Annotated in this window: 23 protein-coding genes; 10 read left to right on the forward strand and 13 right to left on the reverse strand. The window is 58.6% G+C overall.

Features of this window, described 5'->3' with window-relative positions; genetic code table 11:
• Window positions 1-33 precede the first annotated feature (33 nt).
• On the forward strand, window positions 34-687 hold the full coding sequence (locus tag K7J14_RS04675) for a cytidylate kinase-like family protein (protein ID WP_230753729.1): 654 nt from the start codon (window positions 34-36) through the stop codon (window positions 685-687).
• Between the two features lie 52 nt (window positions 688-739).
• Here K7J14_RS04675 and K7J14_RS04680 read toward each other — a convergent pair whose 3' ends face one another.
• From K7J14_RS04680 to K7J14_RS04690, 3 genes are read right to left on the reverse strand one after another with little or no spacing between them, the layout of a single operon-like run.
• Window positions 740-1465, reverse strand: coding sequence for a lysophospholipid acyltransferase family protein (locus K7J14_RS04680; protein WP_230753732.1), 726 nt, complete (start codon window positions 1463-1465; stop codon window positions 740-742).
• A gap of 35 nt (window positions 1466-1500) precedes the next feature.
• Window positions 1501-2634, reverse strand: a complete 1134-nt coding sequence (locus K7J14_RS04685; RefSeq protein ID WP_230753735.1) for a response regulator — start codon at window positions 2632-2634, stop codon at window positions 1501-1503.
• Complete coding sequence (locus K7J14_RS04690; protein WP_230753737.1) at window positions 2631-3161, reverse strand: sensor histidine kinase; 531 nt, start codon at window positions 3159-3161, stop codon at window positions 2631-2633. The genes K7J14_RS04685 and K7J14_RS04690 overlap by 4 nt, the downstream gene beginning before the upstream one ends.
• Window positions 3162-3301: 140 nt before the next feature.
• Between K7J14_RS04690 and K7J14_RS04695 the strand changes: the two genes are divergently transcribed.
• Window positions 3302-3472: a hypothetical protein gene (locus K7J14_RS04695; protein ID WP_230753739.1), complete on the forward strand. Its 171-nt coding sequence runs from the start codon at window positions 3302-3304 to the stop codon at window positions 3470-3472.
• 103 nt (window positions 3473-3575) lie between these two features.
• On the opposite strand, the gene K7J14_RS04700 is transcribed toward K7J14_RS04695, so the two are convergent.
• The 5 genes from K7J14_RS04700 to K7J14_RS04720 are packed head-to-tail and all read right to left on the reverse strand — an operon-like array spanning window position 3576 to window position 8113.
• Window positions 3576-4331, reverse strand: a complete 756-nt coding sequence (locus tag K7J14_RS04700) for an HAD family hydrolase (protein WP_230753742.1) — start codon at window positions 4329-4331, stop codon at window positions 3576-3578.
• 4 nt (window positions 4332-4335) lie between these two features.
• Window positions 4336-4572, reverse strand: coding sequence for a DUF3820 family protein (locus K7J14_RS04705; protein ID WP_230753743.1), 237 nt, complete (start codon window positions 4570-4572; stop codon window positions 4336-4338).
• Window positions 4565-6583, reverse strand: coding sequence for a TRAP transporter permease (locus K7J14_RS04710; RefSeq protein ID WP_230753746.1), 2019 nt, complete (start codon window positions 6581-6583; stop codon window positions 4565-4567). Before K7J14_RS04710 ends, K7J14_RS04705 begins: the two co-directional genes overlap by 8 nt.
• Before the next feature lie 22 nt (window positions 6584-6605).
• Window positions 6606-7148 carry a DUF1850 domain-containing protein gene (locus K7J14_RS04715; RefSeq protein ID WP_230753749.1) on the reverse strand — a complete coding sequence of 181 codons (543 nt, stop codon included), beginning with the start codon at window positions 7146-7148 and terminating at the stop codon, window positions 6606-6608.
• Window positions 7145-8113 (reverse strand): TAXI family TRAP transporter solute-binding subunit, encoded by a 969-nt coding sequence (locus K7J14_RS04720; protein WP_230753752.1) that lies wholly within the window; start codon window positions 8111-8113, stop codon window positions 7145-7147. The genes K7J14_RS04715 and K7J14_RS04720 overlap by 4 nt, the downstream gene beginning before the upstream one ends.
• A 197-nt stretch (window positions 8114-8310) precedes the next feature.
• On the opposite strand from K7J14_RS04720, the gene K7J14_RS04725 reads away from it, so the two are divergent.
• The gene (locus K7J14_RS04725) at window positions 8311-8868 is read left to right on the forward strand and encodes a TIGR01440 family protein (RefSeq protein ID WP_230753754.1); all 558 of its coding nucleotides are present in this window, start codon (window positions 8311-8313) and stop codon (window positions 8866-8868) included.
• Here K7J14_RS04725 and K7J14_RS04730 read toward each other — a convergent pair.
• Window positions 8865-10694: a glycoside hydrolase family 2 protein gene (locus K7J14_RS04730; protein WP_230753756.1), complete on the reverse strand. Its 1830-nt coding sequence runs from the start codon at window positions 10692-10694 to the stop codon at window positions 8865-8867. The genes K7J14_RS04725 and K7J14_RS04730 overlap by 4 nt on opposite strands.
• A gap of 63 nt (window positions 10695-10757) precedes the next feature.
• Between K7J14_RS04730 and K7J14_RS04735 the strand changes: the two genes are divergently transcribed.
• From K7J14_RS04735 to K7J14_RS04745, 3 genes are read left to right on the forward strand one after another with little or no spacing between them, the layout of a single operon-like run.
• Window positions 10758-12287 carry an alpha-N-arabinofuranosidase gene (locus K7J14_RS04735; RefSeq protein ID WP_230753760.1) on the forward strand — a complete coding sequence of 510 codons (1530 nt, stop codon included), beginning with the start codon at window positions 10758-10760 and terminating at the stop codon, window positions 12285-12287.
• 23 nt (window positions 12288-12310) lie between these two features.
• Window positions 12311-13816 carry an arabinosylfuranosidase ArfA gene (arfA, locus tag K7J14_RS04740; RefSeq protein WP_230753763.1) on the forward strand — a complete coding sequence of 502 codons (1506 nt, stop codon included), beginning with the start codon at window positions 12311-12313 and terminating at the stop codon, window positions 13814-13816.
• Window positions 13817-13823: 7 nt separating this feature from the next.
• Window positions 13824-14681 (forward strand): AraC family transcriptional regulator, encoded by an 858-nt coding sequence (locus K7J14_RS04745; protein WP_230753766.1) that lies wholly within the window; start codon window positions 13824-13826, stop codon window positions 14679-14681.
• Between the two features lie 538 nt (window positions 14682-15219).
• Here the strand turns inward: K7J14_RS04745 and K7J14_RS04750 are convergent.
• The 3 genes from K7J14_RS04750 to K7J14_RS04760 form a co-directional block, all read right to left on the reverse strand.
• A complete protein-coding gene (locus K7J14_RS04750) occupies window positions 15220-15495 on the reverse strand; it encodes a hypothetical protein (protein ID WP_230753769.1) in 276 nt (91 codons plus the stop codon).
• A gap of 15 nt (window positions 15496-15510) precedes the next feature.
• A complete protein-coding gene (locus tag K7J14_RS04755) occupies window positions 15511-16860 on the reverse strand; it encodes a glycoside hydrolase family 27 protein (RefSeq protein ID WP_230753772.1) in 1350 nt (449 codons plus the stop codon).
• 117 nt (window positions 16861-16977) lie between these two features.
• The gene (locus K7J14_RS04760) at window positions 16978-18546 is read right to left on the reverse strand and encodes a ClC family H(+)/Cl(-) exchange transporter (RefSeq protein WP_230753775.1); all 1569 of its coding nucleotides are present in this window, start codon (window positions 18544-18546) and stop codon (window positions 16978-16980) included.
• A gap of 129 nt (window positions 18547-18675) precedes the next feature.
• Here K7J14_RS04760 and K7J14_RS04765 point away from each other — a divergent pair, with 129 nt between their 5' ends.
• The 4 genes from K7J14_RS04765 to K7J14_RS04780 all read left to right on the forward strand — a co-directional run bounded on the left by K7J14_RS04765 (window position 18676) and on the right by K7J14_RS04780 (window position 22985).
• Window positions 18676-19170, forward strand: coding sequence for a GNAT family N-acetyltransferase (locus K7J14_RS04765; RefSeq protein ID WP_230753778.1), 495 nt, complete (start codon window positions 18676-18678; stop codon window positions 19168-19170).
• 51 nt (window positions 19171-19221) lie between these two features.
• Window positions 19222-20073, forward strand: coding sequence for an endonuclease/exonuclease/phosphatase family protein (locus K7J14_RS04770; protein WP_230753781.1), 852 nt, complete (start codon window positions 19222-19224; stop codon window positions 20071-20073).
• A 70-nt stretch (window positions 20074-20143) separates the two neighbouring features.
• A complete protein-coding gene (locus tag K7J14_RS04775) occupies window positions 20144-20524 on the forward strand; it encodes a rhodanese-like domain-containing protein (protein WP_230753784.1) in 381 nt (126 codons plus the stop codon).
• Between the two features lie 163 nt (window positions 20525-20687).
• Window positions 20688-22985, forward strand: a complete 2298-nt coding sequence (locus K7J14_RS04780) for a substrate-binding domain-containing protein (RefSeq protein ID WP_230753787.1) — start codon at window positions 20688-20690, stop codon at window positions 22983-22985.
• Here the strand turns inward: K7J14_RS04780 and tpx are convergent.
• Window positions 22982-23488 (reverse strand): thiol peroxidase, encoded by a 507-nt coding sequence (gene tpx, locus K7J14_RS04785; RefSeq protein WP_230753790.1) that lies wholly within the window; start codon window positions 23486-23488, stop codon window positions 22982-22984. The two genes, K7J14_RS04780 and tpx, sit on opposite strands and share 4 nt — an antisense overlap.
• Between the last annotated feature and the right edge of the window lie 40 nt (window positions 23489-23528).

The following is a 23528-nucleotide window of genomic DNA, read 5'->3' on the forward strand; positions in this document are numbered from 1 at the left end:
ACGTTTAAGGCGGAACACGGAAGGAGGCGCATTATGAGCGTAATAACCATTTCGAGAGAAGCCGGCAGCGCCGGCACCAGTATCGCCCGGGCGATAGCCGAAAAAACAGGCTATCGCTTAGCCGATAAAAACCTGATCGGCTCGATCCTTTCCAAATACGGACTCATCGGCTTCGAGCGCATCCACGACAATATTCCGGCTTTCTGGGAAGGCTTCGACGCGCAAAAGGCCGAGCAACGCGCCGTCACCATCGATATGATGAACCGGACTATACAAGCTCTCGCGCGGCACGGGGACGTAATCATCGTCGGGCGGGGAGGCTTCGCCGTTCTTTCAGGCTACGCGGACGTGCTGAACGTACGTATTCAAGCGCCGCTCGCCGTCCGGGTAGAGCGGATCATGAACGCCGATGCTCTGAACGCGGAAGATGCTGAAAAACTGGTTCGGGAGAAAGACCGGGTACGCAACAAGTTCATTGAAACGGTCTACGGCGCCAACAGGGAAACAGCGGTAGCCTTCGATTTAGTCGTCGATACCGGTAAAATCGCCCCGAGTCTCGCCTGCGACTGGATCATCCAGGCGCTCGGCGATATGACAAGAGAGATCCGGACGGGCGCTACACAGGCAAAAAACATCGAAGTAGACCAGATACTCGCGGATGCAGTCGCCGAAGCCCTGAAAAAATAAGCGGCGCCGAAACGCCGCTGAAAATTCGATGAGCTGAAACTTAGGGGAAGGCTTACTCGACGGCAGGAGGAAGAGCCGAGACTACGACCGAACGCACCTGTTCGGGAAGAGCCGCCGCTTCCTCGCGCGAAAGGCCGGCGGTGGGAATAGCGGGATGCAGAGTGACCCGGACATGAGTTTTAGCGAATTTGCCTGTAGCCTCGAAGATTCGCCAGGACCCGTCGATCGTAACCGGAATAATGGGAACTCCGGCCTTCAACGCGAGCTTCAAACTACCGGCCTTGAAATCGCCGACCGGGCCGCCCCGGCTTCGGGTTCCCTCCGGGAAGATCACCAGAGAATATCCCCGTTTCACCGTTTCAATCGCTTCTCCCATGGCGCGCACAGACTGGCGCATATCCTTTCTGTCGAGAAAGGTGCACTGCATGAGCTTCATCCAATCTGAAAGCAGAGGCACCTTGAGAATTTCTATCTTCGAGATAAAAGCCTTGGTTTTATTTACATAGCCGAGAAGTATGGGAATATCGAAATAACCCTGATGGTTTCCGATGAATACGACGGCGGTGTCCCGGGGAATGTGCTCCTCTCCGATCACTTCAACCGTCGAACCGGACAGTTCGACCATGAACCGGGCCCATTCGGCGACGCCCTCGCGGACCTTCTCGTCCCGCTCCTGAATCTTTCCTTCCCTGTCGAGGCGTTTCGCTATTTTCAACTGGGGGCGGCGGTATATCAGGTATCCGCAAATTCTGAAAAAGGCTATCAGTGTCTTAAACATAGTATGAGTCTCCGTAAAAAAATACTACCAGAAAATCAGGAAAGGCGAAACAGGGCGAGCGTCGAATCGAAGGGAAGCGTCCTGCTCCCGAGCATTCCGCCGAGCAGACTTCCCGCAGATGTCGAGGAATCGCCTTTCGCGTAGCCTTCAAGCGCAGAAACGAACAGGGGCTCGAGCGACGGCGTCCGGTACAAAAGGCGGGAAAAGAGAACGAGAGTCGTGGACGAGCGGAAGGCATAGCGCTTGACCGGGTAGATCACGCCGCCGCGAACGCCGAGAACGGGAGACGGAAGCGTGTGCACCGCGAGCCGCCCGGAATCGACGAGGGCGAAATGTTCGCCGCCGGCGTGGGCGCAGGAAAAGAAATCATCTCCGCGGGAAAAGCGGAACGCGCTCAGGGAAAGCGAGTTTTCCGGAAGATCGGGAAAATCGGAACAAAGGGTTTCGTTCAAGGAAGCGAGCAATGCGTCCGGACCCGTTCCCGCGTCCAGTCCGCGGCCGGCAAGGAGCAGGGATTCGCGGATTTTCGCGCCGTGGAAGGTGCCCTCCACGCCCGTGACGGATAGAGAGCCGAAACAGAGAAACAGGGCGCCGTCTACAGCCTGAAAGGACAGAATGAGGTCTCCGCCGCAGTCGAGCGTTCCGCCGGCAAAAGCGGTTCCGATGTCGATTCGCCCCCAGTCGCCGGGAAGCTTTTCGTTCAAGAGGAGTTCATGGTGAAGCCGGCGCGTCCACGTAAAGTCGGTCTCCAGCCGGCGGAAATACTCGTCATGCTCCCTGCGCAGGCGGGTCAAAGCGACTACGCGCTCCAGCTCGGCGCGGAGAATATCCCGGTTCCACGGTTTTTGCAGGAAAGAGACAATCCCTGCCTTTATGCAGTCCTTTATCTCGTCCATATCGGAAAATCCCGTCAAACGGATGGTTCCGAGAGCCGGCCACCGCCGCGCAATCTCTAACAGCAGCTCCGACCCCTTTCTCTGGGGCATTTTCAGATCGGAGACGACCGCCTGGCAGGTGTCGTGGTCGGCGTTGAGAATCTCCAACGCCTGATTCGCGCTTCCGGCGCTCCGGAAGGCGAGACCGCGCTCCTCAAGCCAATCTTCGAGCTCGCGCTCAAGAGACAGCAGGATCTTGTCTTCGTCGTCGACAAACAGAATATAGTTGCTCACAGCTCCTCCTCGACCGGAAGCGAGTCCCGGGGTTGCTCCATCGGTATGCGGATGATAAAGCGTGCCCCGCCTTCCGGCGAATTCTCCGCGCTCAACACGCCCGTATGTTTTTTAACGATTCTGTCGTAGGATACGCTCAAACCCAGTCCTGTTCCCTGCCCGATCGGCTTGGTCGTGAAAAACGGATCGAACAGTTTTCGCATATGCTCTTCCGGTATTCCGGGACCGTCGTCGCTGATGATTATTACCGCGTCGTTTCCCTCGCGGCGGGTTTCTATGCGAATCGCTCCAAGTTCCGTTCTCCCCTGCCCCTGTATCGCCTGCGCCGCGTTCACGATGATGTTCATGAACACCTGATTCAGCAGATCTCCGTAGGCCTCGACCGGAGAGTTCAGCTTGAAATCGGTCGTCGCTTCGGCGACGTATTTCCAGCTGTTCCGGGACACGTTCAGGGTATCCTCCAGGAGCTTTTCGACGAACACCTGAGACAGTTCCCCGCGGCTCTCCGTCCGCGAAAAATCCTTCAAACTCTGGATAATCCTGGTAATCCGGCTGAACCCCTCGTCGCAATCGTCGACCAGGGACGAAACCCGCTCCAGCGCCTTTCCTGCCTTCGCTTCGGCGCGGAACCTCGGGAATCCCCGACGCGTCGATTTCAGGAGGAGCGATGGACAGAGGAAGGCGGACGCCCGCTCCGCCGGACTCGTCGAGAATCATCGACATGATGACGGGACCGTCGATAAAGAACCAAAAGCCGATATCCGCGCCCAGATACTCCCGGAGCAGCTTGAGCAAATGCTTGAGATTATACTTCTCGCCCTTCTTGAGAATCGAGTGAAGAATTTCCGTGTTGATCTTGTGAAGCAGGGCGCGGTCGATGCCGGTCATATACCCCAAGTATTGGCGACTCAGGCTATGCGGTCAAATTTACGTCGCTGTTATTAGGGGACTTCTTTCCGCAGATATTCGAGGACCCCGGCCGCGGAAGGAGAAACCGACAGATAGACTCCCGGCAGAGATGAGAGATCCGCAAGCTCTTCTGAATGATTGGCGACGAGAATCGTCTTCCATCCTCGTTCCATCATGTCCCTGTCGTTTCCGGCGTCGCCGGCCACCACGAAGGCGGTCTCGGGGATTCCGAGCTTTTCGCCGAGCCAGAGCACGGGAGAGCCCTTGCCTCCCCAGGAGGGCAGGATGTCCAGATAGATTCCCAGGCAGGACGAGATTTTGCAGGAAAGGCCGGAGGAGGCGTTCCATCCGGAACAGATCGAAGCGACGCGCTCAAGGACCGCCGGCGAATCATCATCCAGATAATACGAAAGCTTCGCCGGATGCTGGTGCCAGGCTTCCTGTTCGCGAAGTCCGGGAACAGAGCTCAGCAGATCGCGGATTTCGTCGCGGCCCCAGTCGCGGGCCATGAGAGAAGCCCACTCGTCCTCGGCGGTGTCGGGGGTGAATCCCCGCGAGATAGCGGTGCCCATGTCGGAGATGATCCAGTCGGGGCGGGGCAGAGGCCCGCATTCGGCGACCATCGCGATCTCATCGAGGCTGCGTCCGGAATTCACGGCGAATACGACCCGGCCGCGATGCGCTTCCAGCCAGGCGGAAAATTCCTCAAGCCCCGGATTGCCGTGTTCCGGATAATAAAGAGTTCCGTCGATATCGCAAACCAGCAGGATTCTGTCGTTCGCAGCCATAGTATCAGTATCCTCCGCGCCTGAGAGGGCGCAACAGATATTCCAGCCCGTTGGTGTGAATATCTTCGATCATCCGAAGCTGGTCTCCCAGCTTTCCCGGCGGATAGCCCTTCCCCTTGAACCACAGCACATAGGTTTCAGGCAGATCCACCAGATACCGTCCGGCATACTTGCCGAAGGGCATCTTCGCGTTCGCGAGTTCGATGAGAATTTCCGCTTCCGCGTCCGGAGAATCAGACATGTCGCGCGCGCTTCGCAGGGTCCAGGGCGGGTACGTACTGAAGGCCGACCATCAAAGCGATGACAGCGAAACCGATGATATCGGTCGTAAGGCCGGGCATTATCAAAAGAAGACCCGCTCCCACGAGGAAAAAGCGCTCCCAGACGCGGCACGGCCGCCTGATGTAGCCTTCCAAACCGGCTCCCACGCCGAACATGCCGATCAGTGAGGTGCCGATAATGAGAATCACGTTCGACATCGTGGTATTTATAAGAAGCATTTCGGGATTGAACACGAACATGTACGGGATGATAAAGGCCGCGATCGCGAGCTTAGTCGCCTGAACGGCGGTGGCCATCGGCTTCGATTTCGCGATGGCGGAGCCGGCTATGGCCGCGAGGGCGACCGGAGGGGTGATGTCGGCGATAATGCCGAAATAGAACGCGAACATATGCGCCGCCAGCGGCTCGAAGCCGAGGCCGACTATGGCGCCGGCGGTAATGGTAGAAGTGATCAGATAGTTCGCGGTCGTCGGCGCGCCCATGCCGAGCACGATCGAAGAAACCATCGTCAAAAAGAGCGTAATGATCGGAATGCCGTGCGAAACCGCGATGAGGCCGGCTCCGAGCTTGAGGCCGATTCCGGTAAGCGTTACGATGCCGATGATGATTCCGGCCATGCCGCACGCGACGGCCACTCCGATAATGTTGCGCGCCGCGGTGATCATGATCTCGACGAAGTCTTTCACGTTCATTCTGGGCTGATCGCCCCGGATGATATCGATCACCGAAGCGGCGACGCCCAGAATCGCGCAGGCTAGAATCCCCATGAGCGCGGAGAAGGTCGCGGTTTTGCCCTCGATCAAAAAGTAGATGATGACGCCCAGTGGAAGCATCAGGTAACCCTTGGCGAGAAAGAGCGGGAGGAAGCGGGGAATCTGATCCTTGCTCATTCCCTTCAGCCCGAGCTTCTTCGCCTCAAGATGAACCATGATGAAGATGCCGGAAAAATACAGGATAGCCGGAATGACGGCCGCCTTGGCCACCGTCAGATAGGGAATGCCGAGGCTTTCCGCCATCAAAAAGGCGGCAGCGCCCATGATCGGCGGCATGATCTGGCCTCCGGTCGAAGCCGCGGCTTCCACGGCAGCGGCGAACTCCCCCTTGTAGCCGAGCTGCTTCATCATCGGGATGGTAAAGCTGCCGGAGCCTACCGTGTTGGAAACAGAACTTCCGGATACGGTGCCCTCGAGGGCGCTGGTCAGAACCGCAACCTTGGCCGGTCCTCCGGAAGCGCCGCCGGCGATCGCGTTGCAAATGTCGATAAAGAACTGCCCGATGCCCGTTTTTTCCAAAAAGGCTCCGAACATGATGAACAGGAAAATGAAGGACGCGCAGGCTCCTATCGGAGTGCCCATGATTCCTTCAGTGTTGTAAAAAAGATGGGTGACCACGCGCTCGAAGCTGTAGCCGCGGTGGTTGAAAAAGCCCGGCAGCCAGGGGCCGGCGAAGGCGTATACGATAAAGGTTCCCGCGATGAGCATGATGGGAAGGCCCGCCACGCGCCGGCAAGCCTCGAACAAAATCAGAATGCCGACTACGCCCACCGCGATGTCGAGCGGAAGATAGGCGCCGGTGCGCCGAACGAGAGTGTCGAAGTTGATTACAATGTACATCCAGGCCGAAAAACCGGCGATGCCGAGAAATACGTCGTAGAGGGGAAGCGTGTTCAGGGGCATTTTCCGGGAAGCCGGATACAGGATGAAGCCGAGAAGCATGACGAAGGCGAGATGGGTCGCGCGGAGCACCTGGGCGGTTACCGCCCCGGAAAGGGTCGCATACAGCTGAAACCCGCAAAACGCGAGAGAAATCATGACCGAGATGTACCGTTTCCAGCACTGATGCTCGCGATAGGCCGACCCCGGATCGTACTGCTTCATGAACTCCTGGATGTCCTCCTCGTTGGAGGTCGGAATTATGGAGTCGCTGATGTCTTCTATAGTCTTGCTCGCATGCCTCTCTTTTTCGGTCATGGGGTGCTCCTTGCTGTTATTTTTACTGCTTCCGCAAATACTGTTTTACGATTAAGGAATAGAGGGAAATCTTGCGAACCTCTATCGCTATCGAGGTTTGAACCGGCCAGACGTCTTTCAGAACGAAGGTACGCCCGCCGCAGTCGATCCGGTGATCGGCGCTCGATCCGAGGGCCAGGACGATTCGCGGAACCGTCACGCCCAGATTGTCCAGTTCAAGCCAGCCGTCTCCCGAGCGGAACCGGCTCCCGTCTTCGGGCTCCGGCATTCCCGCCCCGTACGAAACGAAGCGGGTTTTATAAATATCGATCGAGCCGCCGCTTCCGAGCCGGCAAAAGTCGCGCACGCGGCCCTTATTGACCGAGTGCGTATACGAAATAACGAATTCAACCTCGCGCATCCCGGCGGAAAGATCCTCGAGGATCAGCACGGGGCCGGGCCGGGTGCGCGGACGGGCGCACAGGACCGGCGCAAGCGGGAGGAACAGAATCGCCCCCGCGGCGCCGGATAGTACCGCCGCGAAAAGGAAAAGGGCTGCGCCCTTGCGCCCCTTCCCCGCGATCACTTGACGATAAGACCTTTTTCCTTAAAGTACTTCGCCGCGCCCGGGTGGAAGGGTACGGAAACGCCGGTAACCGCGTATTCCGCGCTCAGGTCCTTGCCCTTCGCGTGCGAGTTGGCAAGCTCTGCCTGGTTTTCGAAAAGCGCCTTAGTCAGATCGTAGACGGTTTTTTCGTCGAGCTTCGCGCTCACCGCAAGGGTCGCCTTCACGGCCACGGTCGTCACGTCGACGTCCATGCCCTTATAGGTGCCGGAGGGAATAACCTTCTCGGTGTAGTAGCCGTGGGCAGCCTTGATCGCTTCGGCGGCGGAGCCGTCAACGGGGATCAGCACGAGGCCGGCAGAAAGAGCGAGCTCCTGGAGAGCCGCGTTCGGAACGCCGGCGGTCACGAAGCAGGCGTCGAGGGTTCCGTTCTGAAGCCCGTCGCTGGACTCCTTGAACGAAAGGTTTGATTTCTTGATGTCGTCGAATGAAAGTCCGTATCCGGCAAGGATCTGCTTCGCGTTGAATTCGACTCCCGATCCCGCGTCTCCGACGGAAACGCGTTTACCCTTCATGTCCGCGACAGAGGCGATTCCGCTGGACTTCGAAGCGGCGATCTGGATGACTTCGGGATACAGGGTTCCCAGGGTGCTCAGGTTCTCGAGCTTCTGGCCGTCGAACATATCGGTTCCGTTGAAGGCGTAATCCATTACGTCGTTCTGAACGATTCCGAATTCGGCTTCGCCCTTGCTGATCAAGCGGAGATTTTCCGCAGACGCTCCGGTCGACTGGGCGGTTACGTTCATGCCCTCGACCTTCGTGTTCCAGATATTGGCGATCGCTCCGCCGAACGGATAGTAGGTTCCGCCGGTGCCGCCGGTAGCTAAAATGAAATTCTTGTTCGCAGGCTTTGCGCAACCCGCAAAAACTCCGACGAGCGCGGCCGCGGCAACCATCGCCGCGACAAAAGCCGTTCCTCTTTTCATATAATCCTCCTCTTACACTGATGCAGTCTCACTGTACCATTCTTGAACCGCTTTTGTACACCAGAAATCGAGGCAGAACGTCCCTGCCGGGGCGAAGGTCCATGCTCGGAGCCCCCTCGAAGGCGTCGAAAAGAGGGGCGGCTTCTTTTTACCCATGCGTTTCCGCGGTATAGTCGTAGCGTAAGGGAGAACCGCGTATGAACGAACCGCTTGCGAATTCCGCGTCGATAGAGAAAGAACTAGAAAAAGCGTTGGCCGAACTGTTCGAGGCCGCGAAGGGAAAACCGGGACAGGTGCTGATAGTCGGGTGCAGCACCAGCGAGGTGCTCGGCAAAAAGATCGGGACCGCCGGCAGCGCGGAAACCGCCGGGGCGCTCTGGAAGGCGATCGATCGATTCTGCCGCAAAAAAAAGCTCCGCGCCGCCGTTCAGTGCTGCGAGCATTTGAACCGCGCCCTCGTAGTGGACCGCGCGCTCCTGGAAGAAAAGGGCTGGCAGGAAGTGTTCGCCGTTCCCCGTCCGACCGCCGGAGGAGCCCTTGCGGCTGCCGCGTGGAAGGGAATGAAAGACCCGGCGCTCGCGGAGACTATCCAGGCGGACATGGGCCTCGACATCGGCTCGACACTCATCGGTATGCACCTCAAGCGCGTCGCCGTTCCGGTCAGGCTCGAAACCCGGAAAATCGGAGAAGCTCCGATTACCGCCGCGCGCACGAGGCCTCCCTACACCGGCGGTCCCCGCGCGGTATATAACTAGCGGGCCGGGGAGTCCTGGCCGGGATAGGCAAGACTCGCGTTGACCGAGCGCAGGAACGAGGGTTCTATCTTGACGACCGCGCGGTCGCAGGTAACGAGACCGTTGATTTCTTCTTCCACGTCGCTCAGCTGGGTGTACACCGTCGCGGAAAGACCTTCCGGAATGAGAGGCGCGACTACGTCCTCTACCAGTTTCTTGTAGCCGGCGGCGAGAGACTCGGCGGTTTTGAACACCTTGTAGCCGAATTCCTTTTTCTCGTCGTACACGTGGCCGGGAACCCGCAGGGAATAGCCGCCGAATTCGGATAGCACCACGGCTCGCGTTTCGCCCTTGGGAACCTTCGGTTTTGTGTAATAGATATGGAGGCTCTTCAGGTCGCTCGAATCGGGGCCCTGATCGTGCCAGCCGCTCACCGAATCGATGATCCGGCTCGAATCCAAACCCTTGAGAACTTCAGTCAGGCGGCGGCTGTCGAACTGGCCCCACCCCTCGTTGAACAAAACCCAGACGGCGAGCGAGGCGGAGTTCCCGAGGTGGCGAACGGTTTCGGCCATCTCGCTCTCGAACTCCAGCCGGCCGGCAGCGTCGGTTCGTTCCATGAATCGATGGTTTTTATCGTTGAATCGGAAGCCCAGAAACGGCAAAAGGGCGATTTTGAGGAAGCGGTAAGGACCGCCTCCGCACACGAAGTCCTGCCACACCAAAAGGCCGAGGCGGTCGCAGTGCCAATACCAGCGCTGGCTTTCGATCTTGATGTGCTTGCGCAGCATGTTGAAGCCCATCTCCTTCGCCAGGGCGAGCTCGCGGACTATCGCCGCGTCGTCCGGAGGAGTCAGCAGGCCCTCGCTCCAGTATCCCTGATCCAGCAAGCCCCGGTGGAAGTACGGCCGGTTGTTGAGAAAGAGGCGGCGATGCGTTCCGTCGCTCTCGACGGAAAATTTGCGCATGCCGAACCAGGAGCCCACGTAGTCTCCCGGAGTGGAAACGGCCAGGCGATAGAGCTTGGGATTTTCAGGCGACCAGAGTTCGAACTCCGGAAGCTGAAGAACCGCCTTCGCGAAGCCGCCGGAAACGTTTAAAGACGCCTCGGCGACGATCTCGGAGCCGTCCATGACCTTCACGCGCGCGGTCGAGGCGGCGGTGCGGAAGCTCGCCGAGACGGTACCCGCGTCGATGTCCGGCACAATGGAAAGATCCCGAATGTAGTCGAGGGAGACGCTTTCCATCCAGACCGTCTGCCAGATGCCGGACTGGGGCGTATACCAGATGCCGCCGCGCTTGAGCTTTTGCTTGCCGCGCGCTTGTACGCCGCCGTCAGTCGGATCGGTCGCGTCGAGCTCGAGAACGTTTTCGCCTTCTTTCAAGGCTGACGTAATATCGAAGAAAAACGGGAGAAAACCGCCCCGATGCTGGCCTACAGGAACACCGTTGAGTCTGCAACGGCATTCGTAATCGACGGCGCCGAAATGGAGAAACACCCGGTCGCAGACGAAATCCGGCGGCAGTACGAAGGTTCGTCTGTAATGGAGTTCTTCGTCGTCCTGTAAAATGAAATTTCCTAATCCGCTCGCCCTGGATTCCGGAGAAAAGGGAACGACGATCCGGTCGGAGAAGGCATAGGAAGCGCCCTTTTTGCCGCGCGAAAAATCCCACAGGCCGTTCAAATTGAAATAACTGTCTCGTTCAAGATAGGGCCTCGGATATTCAGTATGAACAGTCGTATGCATCGTTTCTCCGCCGTCGTGGTTTCTGGTGCCGTATTCTATCCCGATTTTCAGGTCATGGTCATCCCCGCCGGAAAAAAACGTATAAAATTCACGATACATACCAAATAAACCGGTTACAAAGCATTGCGTGTACGAAAATGATGGGGTATACTCAGCACTGTTATGAAAAACTTGATTACAATCAACACCCGGACGCCGGGTCCAGTCATTGAGCGGGATGTCTACGGACATTTCTCGGAGCATCTCGGTCGCTGTATTTACGGCGGACTGTGGGTCGGGCCCGATTCGGATATTCCCAATATCAACGGATACCGCAAGGACGTGGTGGAAGCCCTGAAGAAGATGGGCATCCCCAATCTCCGGTGGCCGGGCGGCTGCTTCGCCGACGAATACCACTGGAAGGACGGCATCGGACCGAAGGAAGAGCGGAAGCGCATGGTGAACACCCACTGGGGCGGGGTCGTGGAGGATAACACCTTCGGCACCCACGAGTTCATGGATTTGTGCGAACTGCTGGACTGCAAGGCCTATGTCTGCGGAAACGTCGGAAGCGGAAGCATTCAGGAAATGCAGGAATGGGTGGAATACATCACCTGCCCCGGAGACACCCCGATGGCGCGACTGCGCGCGAAGAACGGCAGAAAAGAACCGTGGAAGCTCCCCTACTTCGGCGTGGGAAACGAGAACTGGGGCTGCGGCGGAAACATGAAGCCCGAATATTACGCGGATCTGTATCGCCGGTATCAAACCTATGTGCGCAAATACGGACCGGATAAAATCTTCAAGATAGCCGGAGGGCCGAACGTCGCGGACTACCGCTGGACGGAAGTCCTGATGCGCGAGGCCGGCCCCCTCATGGACGGGCTGAGTTTGCACAACTACTGCTTCGAGGAACGCTGGGAAAACAAAAAGTCCGCGACGGACTTCGACAGGACCGGCTGGTTCAAGACGCTGAGAAACGCCTACCGCATGGACGAGCTCATCGCCGAGCACTCGAAAATCATGGACCGCTACGACCCGGACAAGCGGGTCGCCCTGGTCGTGGACGAATGGGGATGCTGGCACGAAGCGGAGCCGGGAACGAACCCCGGATTCCTCTATCAGCAGAACACCGTCCGGGACGCCCTGGTCGCCGGCATTACGCTCAATATTTTCAACAACCGCGCCGACCGGGTGCGCATCGCGAATCTCGCGCAGCTGGCGAACGTGCTCCAGTCCCCGATTCTCACCGAGGGCGCGAAGATGGTGCTGACCCCCACCTGGCATGTGCTGGAAATGTACAAGGGCCACCAGGGGGCGAAGCTCCTTTCGACCGCGGTCTGCACGGACTTCTACTACGAGGAAAACGGGATGGTTTCGGGACTCGCGGAACGCGGCGGACTCCCGATCGGAACCGGAATCCCGGCCCTCAACGCCTCGGCGTCCGTCTCCGATTCGGGCGCGTACACGGTAACCCTGTGCAACGCCGACCCCGAGGAGTCGAAATCCGTCTCGCTGAGGTTCGACGGCCTCGCATCCCTGCCGAAAACCATTACCGCCCGCTGCCTCGAAGGGGCGGATATGAATTCGATGAACACCTTCGAAGATCCGGACAGAGTGCAGGCCAGGGCCTTCGCGCTGCCGGCCGCGAAGGGAAACGAACTTGCGCTTGAACTGCCCGCACGGTCGGTGCTCGCGATAACTCTGGGCTGAGAGCCCTCCGGAGGTTTTACATCATGGATACAGTGAGAATCAGCATCGAACCGGATTTTACGCTCGCGAAGGTGGACGAGAGGCTTTTCAGTTCCTTCATCGAACATCTGGGGCGGGCCGTCTACGACGGCATTTACGAACCCGGGCATCCCGAGGCCGACGAGCAGGGATTCCGGAAAGACGTCATCGCCCTGGTCAAGGATCTGCAGGTGCCGCTGGTGCGCTACCCGGGAGGAAACTTTCTTTCCGGCTACGAGTGGACCGACGGCATCGGACCGCGGGATCAGCGCCCGTCGCGCCTCGACCTCGCCTGGCGGACGATCGAGCCGAACCTCGTCGGCATAGACGAATTCTACGACTGGTCGAAAAAGGCCGGCACCGGAATCATGGGCGCGGTCAACATGGGAACCGGAAGCCCGAAGGACGCGGGAAACCTGCTCGAATACTGCAACTTCCCCAAAGGCACGTATTGGAGCGACCTGCGCCGGAAAAACGGGCACGAGACTCCCTACGGCATTAAAACCTGGTGCATCGGAAACGAAATGGACGGCCCCTGGCAGATCTGCCACCTCGACGCGGCGGACTACGGCAAAAAGGCGAGAGAAACCGCGAAGATCATGAAGTGGATCGACAACGGAATCGAGCTGGTCGCGTGCGGAAGCTCCACCTCGAAAATGCCGACCTTCCCCGAATGGGACCGCGTGGTGCTCGAGCATACCTACGACCACGTCGACTATATTTCGCTCCATCGCTACTACGAAAACATGGGCAACGAAGACGACTTCCTCTCCTCCTTCGCTGACATGGACTCCTTCATTAAAACGGTGAGCGCGACCGCCGACTACGTGAAGGCGCTGAAGCGGAGCAAAAAGACGATGAATCTGTCCTTCGACGAATGGAACGTCTGGTACCAGCAGAAGATCCAGCTCAGGGACTGGGAGACCGCTCCGGAAATTCTGGAAGACCGGTACAGTCTGCTCGACGCTCTAGTCGTAGGCGGACTCGGAATCAGCCTGCTGAACAACGCGGACCGGGTGAAGATCGCCTGCCTCGCGCAGCTCGTGAACGTCATCGCGCCCATTTTTACGAAAAAGGGCGGAGCGGCGATCAAACAGGCGAGCTACCACCCGTTCCGGGACATCTCGGTGTACGGAAGGGGAACGGTGCTCACGCCGGTCGTGCGCGGCCCGAAGCGGGAAACCTGCTGGGGAGACGCGCCGGAAGTCGCTGTTTCCGTGGTGTATAACGAAGAAGAAAACATGCTGACCGTGTTCGCCATGAACTCGAACCGGGCGGAGGGCAGAAAAGTCGAGCTGGATCTGAGGTCATTCGAATCGCCGCGCATGACGTTCCGCACAGAACTTTCAGGGCCGGATCTGCATGTTATCAACACCTTCGAAAATCCGCATGCCGTTGAGCCCAAAGGCCTGGATCTTACGCAGCCTGACGGCGGAAAAGCATCCATAACGCTTTCCCCCGCGTCGTGGAACGTCATCCGCTTCTCGGTCTCCCCCGAGGGAAGCCGCTGACCAGCGCATGAAGCGATTCAGTTTCCCCGGCCTTCGGAATATACGGGCCGGGGACTGCGGATGCGCCATGCTGCATCCCGGATGGAAGCATATGAGCCGATGCCTCTCGCGGGATTCGGTGTTCATCCTCGGCAGGAAGAACGCCGCGCCCCTTGTGATAGGCGAAGAAACAGCGGAGATACGTCCCGGACGGGTTCTGATTCTCCCGGCCGGGATTCCCCACCGCGGACTGGCCGGGATACAGGAGCCGGTGTCCTATTACTGGATGCACTTTCGCCTCCCCTGCCAGCCCCTGCCGATTCCGGAGGCGGAACCGGAACGCAGCGCCTTCCCGCTCGCTCCGGACGGAGTCGTCCTTCCCCTTTATGTTGATCTTTCCGAACCGCTGCTTGTGTCCCGTTTATTCCGCGAGCTTTTGCAGGAACGCAGGCAGCATCGAACGGAATCGCTTGCGGCCGACCTTCTGTGCGCGGGAATCCTCCTCAAGGCCGCCCGGCTTTCAGATGACCGCGCCGCCGTAGACGGAAAGAGAATTCCGGAAATTTTATTGATGGTGGAGGACGAGCTTTCCAACCCGGATCTGTCGGTGAAATATATCGCTGTCAGGGCGGGATTGAACGAGGATTATCTTGGAAGGATATTCAGGGAAGCGACGGGCGGCCCGCTGGGCCGGTACATCATAACGAGACGGGTCGAACTCGCGGCGAACCGACTGAGGGACACCCACTGCGCCCAGGAGCAAATCGCCCGCGGCTGCGGCTTTTCATCCATGCGCCAGTTCCGCCACCACTTCAAGGAAGTCGCCGGAACCAGCCCCGGCCTCTATCGCCGCCAAAGCCAGCTCATCGAAACAAACACGCTGTAGCTTAAGCCGCCTGCCAGGCGCGCTTACCGCCAGCCAACACGCTTACCGCCAGCCAACACGCTTACCGCCAGCCAACACGCATACCGCCAGCGCGGCACGCTTACCGCCAGCCGGGCACGCATACCGCCAGCGCGGCACGCTTACCGCCAGCCGGGCACGCATACCGCCGGCCAGGCACGCTTACCGCCAGCGCGGCGCGCTCACCGCCAGCGCGGCACGCTTACCGCCAGCGCAGCGCGCTTACCGCCAGCGCAGCGCGCTTACCGCCAGCGCAGCACGCTTACCGCCAGCCAACACGCATACCGCCAGCCGACACGCATACCGTCAGCCGACACGCTTACCGCCAGCCGACACGCATACCGCCAGCGCGGCACGCTTACCGCCAGCGAGGCACGCTTACCGCCAGCCGACACGCTTACCGCCAGCAGGGCGCGCTTACCGCCAGCCGAGGCACGCTTACCGCCAGCGCAGCGCGCTTACCGCCAGCGCAGTACGCATACCGCCAGCCGGGCGCGCTTACCGCCGGCCGGGCGCGCGGTTAGTCTGCCTGCGAGTCTTGATCGGCGGGAGAGGCGTCCGCTGCGGCGGATATGTCGGCGGCTTCGTCGCGGACGCGATCCGAATGAACCTTCCGCCAGCCCATCCAGCACACGAGCAGGGCGACTATGGCGCCGTTTCCCACAGTGCGGATCGATTCTTCAGAAGCGAATCCAAGCTCGGTCGCGATGAAGCCGTAGCCGATCATCACCGCTCCGCTGAGGAACACTCCGGCGAGCAGCAGTTTTTCCGTCAGTTTCGACTGTTCTTTCGTCATTGATCGAATCCCCCGTTAGCGAACCGCCTTTAGCGCCGGCTCGAGCTTGTATAATACACTCGCATGCGGGGAAAGCACAACAGAATACCGGGAGGGAAGCGTAAACGCGCGGCCGCTCCAGATGTCGACGGCGGAGAATTTACGCACCCCGGGCGCGGCCTCGCCGAGCGAAAAGCCTATGCGCGATTTCCGGTCGGACAGATTGAAGACCGCAAGATGCCATCCGCCCTCGGGATTTTCCGCTATCCACGCGCAGGAGTCGGGAGTCCAGCTCAGCACCCGGTTCCCCCTGCTCCGCTGATTGACGGCGATGAGATCGGGGTTGCACAGGAGGGAAATCGACCAGGCGTCCGAGCGGGGAAGATCGCCGCCCATCATCAGGGGAGAGCGGATGATGGCCCACAGGTTCATCATCGTCAGCTGCTCGTCCTTCGTAAAGCGGCTGTCTTCTCCGGCGCCGCCGGAGGCGGCTATCCTCAGCTTGCCGAGAGGGAGCATGTCCGCGTCGGGCCAGGCGTTATCCATTCCGATGAAGGGCGCCCATTCGCGGGCGAAATCGAACTGGCGGCGCAAAAGGGGCCAGCTGTCCCAGAAATCGTCGGAGATGCGCCACATATGCGCCCATCGCCGGAAAAAGGCCGCTTCCGAGACGGGAGCAGGACCCGGCGAAAGGCTCAACACCATGGGGCGGCCGCACTTTTCGATCGCGCGATGAATCGCCTTAATCTCCTCCGGCTGATATAAATGGCTTGCGGCGTCGTCGGCCTTGATAAAATCGACCCCCCAGGATGCGTAAAGCTCCATCAGCGAGTCGTACCATCTCTGAGCCCCCGGCCGGGTCATGTCGACCCCGTACATATCCGGATTCCAGGCGCAGCCGTTTTCCGCGTCCGCGATGTCTCCTGCGCGCACCTCTGTCCCCGCAAGAGCACGCGCATCGGCCGGTTTGACCGGAAGGTTTTCGCGCACCGCCTGCCGGGGAATGCCCCGCATGATGTGGATGCCGAACTTGAGGCCGAGAGAATGGATGTATTCTCCCAGAGCTTGGAATCCCGAGGGAAATCGGTTGGGCGCCGGCTGAAGACGCCCCCATTGATCCATTTCGAGGCGGGCTTCAGGATCATAGTCGTGGCCGCTTGCGTTCGGCTGGTACCACTGGATGTCCACCACCACGTACCGCCACCCGTAGCGCGCCAAATGAGCGGCCATGAATTCCGCGTTCGCGCGGACGTCTGTTTCGGTGATTCCTGTACCCCAGGCGTCCCAGCTGTTCCAGCCCATCGGGGGCGTTCGACAACGATCGATGAAAGAGACTTGCTTGTCAATCGAATTATATTGATTTGTATCGATATTTTCAGTTTTCATATGGCCAGAATATATCCGGCCCGCCGATTGTGTCAACTAAAAGACGCGCGCAACCACCAGGTTGATGCAACCTGATGGCTGCCGCAACCTGGTGGTTGCATCAGCCTTATGGCTGCGTCAGCCCGAAGGTTCGAGAAGGGCGGCGCAGGCCTCGTTCACCGAGCCGAGATGGAAGCAGTCGGTGAGCATCACCAGATAATCTCCGGCTTCGATTCCGGTTTCTCCGTGGGGGATGATTTCGCTTTGGCCGCGGCGAACCGCCACTATCAGGGAGTGCTCAGGCCAGGCTACGTCCTGGATCCGCACCCCGTCGAGCCCCGAGCCGGGCGACACCGCGAGTTCGAATACGGTTTTCTCATGCGGCTTGAAGCCCTCCTCCCGGCACGATCCGCGGAAGCGCAAAAGGCGTTCGAGCAAGGCTTCGTAGACGGGCGGGGAGCGCATCAGGTCCGCGCTCACGTAGGCGGTTATGCTCACCAGAGAGATGGAGAGCAAATGCTGGAAGGAGCCGGTCATCTCGGTGATGAGTATGATGCCGGTGATCGGAGCGCGCACGATGGCGGAAAACAAGCCGGCCATCCCGAAAATGATGAAGTTATCCAGGAACGCGGGATCGACTCCCGCGGGAACCGCGATTACGCGGGCCCACAGGGCTCCGGCCAGCGCGCCGAGAGACAACAGCGGAAGGAAGATGCCTCCGGGAGCGCCTGAGCCGTAGCAGATCATCGTAAAGACGAACTTGCCGGCGAGCAGGACGAAGAGAAAGACCGGAGCGAACGAGCTACCGATCAATTCCACGACGAGTTCATGGCCTCCGCCGAGAACTTCCGGCAGATAAAACAGGAAGGGAACCGAAAGGGCGAGCGGGATGAAGGAGCGGAACCGCGGAGAGAGGCCCGTTCGAGCGTAGAGATCCTGGCTCTTGAACAGCGAACTGTTGAACAGAACGCCGAGAAGTCCGAGAGCGAGGCCCAATAAAAGCACGAAAACGTAGTGTTCGGCCGGAAGCGCCGCCAACTGGGGAAAGGAAAACACCGGTTTGAGGCCGAAGAAAAAGCCCGAGACGTAGCTCGCCGTCAAAGCCGAGGAAAGCGCCGTGATCAGGACGAAGGGAGAAAAGTTTTTATGAAGCTCCTCGAGCGCGAAGACGACGCCGGCGAGCGGCGCGTTGAAGGCGGCGGCCAGGCCGGCGCCCGCTCCTCCGGTTACGAGGAAGCGCTCCTCGACGCGGGTTCGTCCGGCTACGCGGCTGAATCCGAGGCCGACCGCGGCGCCCAGCTGGACGGAGGGTCCTTCGCGTCCGAGGGAAAGGCCCGAACCGATTGCCAGCACGCCGCCTGCGAATTTCGCTAAAAGTATGCGCCACCAGCTCATTTCCAGGCGTCCCGATAAAAAACCTTCGATCTGGGGGATGCCGCTTCCGGATATGAGGGGATTGCGCTTCACCAGCTCTCCGATGACGAGGCCGCAGAGGATGAGCGCTCCTATCCAGACGACGACCGACTCGGGCTTCCCGATAATCGTCTCTCTGACCAGACCCAAGAGATGAAAGGCCTGTTCAAGCGCGTACCGGTAGGCTGAAACGATGAGGCCGCACGCAAGACCTATCAACACTCCTTCGATCACCAACTTGAACCTGAAACTGTACCAATGCCGCAGGGTATGCGCTGTTCCGTCCTTATCCATCACTCGCTCCGCCTCTATTTTCGTACCAGTATATGAAACGAGAGACATAGTGGCAAGAACGAGCGGTTTGACACATAAGAAAACAGGGGATATGATAATTGTAACGTCATTGTAAAAAGTAGAGGGCGTATGGACATCAGACCTCTGGGCGCAGACTCGACAAATGCGGTTCTCCACCTTTTTAATACTGTAATTCGCGACATGAAGCAAAAGGGAATCGACCAGTGGGACGATATCTACCCTTCAAAGGAACTTCTGAGAAACGACATTCTCGCGGGTTCCGCCTGGGGCTGTTTCGAGGGAGAAACCCTTGCCGGATACCTTGCCATCGATGCCGACGAACCGAAAGAATACGCGGCGCTCCCCTGGGAATGGGGAATAGACAATCATCTGATGATCCACCGGATCTGCATACATCCGCTCAAACGCCAGAACGGATACTCGCAGGCCCTCCTCGCCGCCGTAGAAAAATGGGCGGCGGAAACGGGCTGCAAGGCGATCAGGCTGGACACCCACATGACGAACAAGGTTGCCCAATACACATTCGAAAAAAACGGCTACGCGTTTCGGGGAACGGTCGAATTCCGCAAGGGCACTTTTTTCTGTTACGAAAAAGAACTCTAAAAAAACGCCGGCGCCCTTCCACAAAATCCCGATGAACAGTACAGTCTTCCGGTGACAGAAGACGCGCATATCGGTTTTTTCAACGCGGAAAATTTCTCCCTCCTCCTCGACCGCTCCTATACCCGGGAGGAGCTGGAAAACCTGGACGAAGACGTCTACCAGGGAATGAATCCTTCCATATACAACCCCAACAAGAACCGCTCCAAAATAGCGGCGATCGCGGAGATGATACTCGAACAGGATTTCGATTTTCTGGGACTCTGCGAAATCGGAGGGATGGAAACCCTGGAAGCCTTCAACCGCATCTATCTTGAAGGCAGGTACGATTGCTTCTTGTATGAAGAAAACTCCACCCGGGGAATCTTCGTCGGCGCGCTGGTTAAAAAAGGGCGGTTTCCCGGAACCCGCGCGGTCAACGTCAAAGAAGACTTTTCCCGGAACCTCCTGAAAATCGAGCTGAAAACCCGCGGAGGAACTCTGAAAATCTTCGTGGTGCATCTGAAAAGCCAGCACGGAGACGACCGGGGGCTCGAGAGGCGGCTGGAAGAGGTCGAGAAACTCGCCCGGCTTGTGAGAGAGCGCAAGTGCGTCGTGATGGGAGACTTCAACGGCATACTGATCCGCGGCCTGCATCAATTCGAATACGAAAAATTCCTGGAGCTCCCCCTCTGCGACGTGCTTGCGGCAGCGGGAGTGCCCGCGAACCAGCGGCATACGCACTATTACTTCGGCTCTGGCAAGAACTTCGCCCAGCTCGATTACATATTCTGCACCCACGACATCGACATTCTCGACGCCGGAGTTCTGGAGGACGGCATCCCCCAAAACAGGGACGAACGATTCCGCCTTCCCTCGGATCACCTGTGCATCCGCGCCGTCGTGCGCGTCGGAGCGCCCCGGTGACTTGATCACCGATGCCGCGGCGGGAAAGAGTTATACTAACTGTAAGCATATCGTTCTCAAGGAGGACCACATGAAACAGACGACTGTATTAATCGCCGCCGCCCTGCTGTTTCTCGGAACAGCCGGAGCCCAGACGGCGCGAAGCGAAAAAATCCGCGCGGACGACGCGAAACGTTTGCTGGAGACGAACAAGGCAACCGTGCTGGCGGACGTGCGCACGCAGGAAGAATACGACGCGGGGAGAATCCCCGGCGCGATACTTCTTCCCTTTGATCAGATAACCGCCGCCTCCGCCGCGAAGGCCCTGCCGGATAAGAACGCGCCCGTCATCGTCTACTGCAGAACCGGCAGGCGATCGGCCGTCGCCGCGAAAACTCTCACCGATTTGGGATACCGCACAGTCTACGACATGGGCGGAATCAACCAATGGAAGGGAAAACTGGAACGATAGAATAAAGGCACCTCTAAAAACTTCAGTTTTTAGAGGTCTACCTTAATATAGGTGTAAATCCAGTAAGGATTTACAAGGGCACCGAGGAAAACTAACCGAGTTTTTCGAGGTGCCCATAAGTCTTTGTTTGACGAAGTCGGGAAACAGACGTAGTATTTCGTTTATGAAACTGCACTTCGCCGGATCGAGAACCGTAACATCCATACTACACATTCTGTGCGCGGCGGCGGCTCTGCTGCTGTCGGCTTACCTTTTCCCCGCTCCCCTCCCGACCCTCGCGGGCATACTGCTTTTCGCGGGAAACGCGCTTGGCTTTTTGCTTACGCGCTCGCAGGGCAAACGCCAGGAGCGATTGCTCGAGGACACGACCGGCACGGTCAAGGAGATGGCGAGGCAGATCGCCCACGGCGTTTCGTCGTTCGCCTCCGGCGACATGAGATACCGCCTGACGATGCCGGGAAAGCCCTGCCTGACGGAAGAAGGAGAAGCCGTCGCTAAGAGGCTGCGGACAGGAATCGACGATTTCAACAGCATGACCGAGAGCCCTCCCAAGCGGATTTGCTTTGTCGGAGCGAACTCGTACCAGGAAGGCCGCGCAGCCGGCGAGAACATCGCCCGCATGCTTTCCGGAAAAGGCAAGATAGCCTATATAATTCCGATGTATACCCAGGTAAACCATGTGCTGCGCATGAAGGGCTGCAGGGATTACCTCGCCGAATACGCCCCCGGCATACAGAACGAGGGCATTTTCGAATCGCGGGGAAATCCGCCGACGGCCGCCGAAATCGCGCTTAAGGCCTGCTCCGAAACCCCCGACTTGAGCGTCATATTCATAACCGACGGACACACGCCTTCGGCCGTAGCGGAAGCGTTGGCGGAACGGAAATGCCGCGTTCAGCTGGTAATCTTCGACGCGACCGAAACCAACATCGGCCTTTTGAAACAAGGGAAGATCGCGTCCCTCATCGAACAGAACCCCTACGGTCAGGCCTGGAACGCCCTTGTGCACCTCTACAACGCCTGCGAAGCTTCGTGGAAGCCGACCACGAGAAAGCTCTTCATGGATCCCATCTACATCGACAAAGCGAACTACGCAACCTACTGGGACGACGGCAGGAACCGCCGGATCATGAAGGAAGACGAGCGGTCTCAGCTGGCCGTTCCCGCGCCGAACAGATCGGGAAAGAAATACCGCTTCGGAATCATCATGCCCCAGAAAACGGGCTTCTTCGCCGCCCTGGTCGAAGGCGCGGAGGCGGCCGCTTCCAAACTGTCGGAATACGGGGTCGAGGTCGAACTTGTCGACGCCTATCACGCGCAGGAGGACTTCGGCAGCGCCGGTCTGTACTGCCCCATCATCCAATCATTCATAGACCGGAAATTCGACGGTTTCATGACGAGCATCATCGATCCGCAGGTTATGAAATGCGTGAACAAGGCTGTCGAGAGCGGACTCAAGGCGACGACGTTCAGCACCGAGCCTTCAAGCTTCCGGGAAATAATTCTCACCCTCATGGACAACGCGGAAGGCCTCATGGGCGCGAGCCAAAACCTCGCGTCGGCCGCTGAGGAATCGGCCCGGGCGAATATCCAGATAGGCTTGTCGATTTCGGGAATCCGGGACGACATGGACGAGCAGCAAAGCAGCGTATCTGATACGGAAAACCGGCTGGAACAGCTGAACCGCACGATGGAAACGATGAAGGCCTCGCTCGATTCGTATACCGAGCTCGTGCGGAAAATGAGCGCGGAGTCCACCGGAGGCGCGGAAGAAATGGACGCGGCGGTAAGGGAAAGCGGAGAGCTGAGAACGGCGATCGCTTCGATCGAGCATGCGCTCGTCTCCTTCTCGGAAAAACTGGGCTCGGTGAAGGATTTCGCCGGAGTGATCGAAGGTTTGGCGGAAAGCACGAACGTGTTGGCGATTAACGCCTCGATACAGGCGGCCCGCGCGGGAACGGCGGGAAAATCGTTCGCGGTGGTCGCCGGGGAAATTCGCAGTCTTTCGGCGAATTCCCGAACCGCGGCGGAAAATATCCGCGCGACGGTGAATGACATAACCGGTTCTATGGATGAAATTCTTGAGGTAAGCACGGGAGGCAGCAAGCTGGTAGACCGAAATCTGGCGAAAACCAGGGGCGCCCAGCAAACCTTTTCTTCTATCACGCAGGGACTGCGGGGTTCGGCTGAAAGCATTCAGACTATCGGAGAATCCGCGTCCGAGGTTGCCGCTAACGGCAAAACGGTCAAAGAAAACCTTGACGCGATAGCCACGGCTACGGGAAGCACCGCCGAACGCATCCAGGAAATATCGATCGCCATCGCCCAGCTTGAACGGCAGGGAAGCAGTCTTTCGGAAACCGCCAACTCGCTTCTGGACATGGCGGCGAATCAGAAGGTAGCCTTCTCGCAGCTTTCGGTGAAAGACACGGAGAAGGCCCCCGGACGTAGCACTCGCTAGGCCTTCCTGACCGCTTCAAGGGCCGCTTTATAATCGGGTTCCTGCTTGATCTCGGGAACCTGTTCCGTGTACACGACCGTGTTGTTCGCGTCCAGAACCACGACGGCCCGGGACAGAAGGCCGGCAAGCGGGCCGGTGGTTATTTCCGCCCCCCAGTCTTTTCCGAACGAGCGGTTGCGGAGCTGAGAAAGCGAAATAATGTTCGAAAGGTTTTCCGCCTTGCAGAAGCGGGCCATCGCGAACGGAAGATCGTTCGAAACGGTCAGGAGAACCGCGTCTCCCATGGATGCGATCTCGGCGTCGAAGCGCCGCGCGCTCGCCGCGCATACGCCGGTATCGAGGCTGGGCACGATGTTCAGTATCTTCTTTTTCCCCGCGAACGAGGCGAGAGTCGCATCCGATAAATCTTCTTTGGTAAGCAGAAAATCCGGAGCCGCGGAGCCGACCGCAGGCAGATTTCCGATAGTCTCTATACGCGAACCCCCAAGGGTAATGTGAGCCATATATTTCCTCCATCACTAAATGTTACCCTAATATTACTTA

This window comes from Teretinema zuelzerae, assembly GCF_021021555.1.
GTDB lineage: Bacteria > Spirochaetota > Spirochaetia > Treponematales > Treponemataceae > Teretinema > Teretinema zuelzerae.